The organism is Exiguobacterium sp. s183, from assembly GCF_018617655.1.
GTDB classification, from domain to species: domain Bacteria; phylum Bacillota; class Bacilli; order Exiguobacteriales; family Exiguobacteriaceae; genus Exiguobacterium; species Exiguobacterium aestuarii_A.
Window position 1 is genome coordinate 1 of sequence record NZ_JACSKN010000018.1, and the last position, 461, is coordinate 461.

Annotated in this window: 1 rRNA gene; it reads right to left on the reverse strand. The window is 52.9% G+C overall.

Annotated elements, in window-relative coordinates:
• Positions 1-273 (reverse strand): 23S ribosomal RNA (locus KNP62_RS15495); the annotation flags it as partial.
• Positions 274-461 lie beyond the last annotated feature (188 nt).

A 461-nucleotide genomic window follows, 5' to 3' on the forward strand; every position in this document is an offset into this window, starting at 1 on the left:
TGGGCTGTTCCCGTTTCGCTCGCCGCTACTCAGGGAATCGAATTTTCTTTCTCTTCCTCCGGGTACTTAGATGTTTCAGTTCCCCGGGTGTGCCTCACGCCACGCTATGTATTCACGTGGGTGTCCCGCCAGTCTCCCGGCGGTGGGTTCCCCCATTCGGAGATCTCTGGATCGATGTGTACTTACCACTCCCCAGAGCATTTCGCTGTTCGTCGCGTCCTTCATCGGCTCCTAGTGCCAAGGCATCCACCGTACGCCCTTTCTACCTTGATCTAGCGTCTAAGACACACGGTCCTCGCGGACCATATGTGAAATTGGTTTTTGATGTCTTGATGAATCTTCAGTTTTCAAGGAACAATCGAGGGACGAACCCTCAAAACTGAACGATGGGCAATGCCACATGGGCATTTTCCTTAGAAAGGAGGTGATCCAGCCGCACCTTCCGATACGGCTACCTTGTT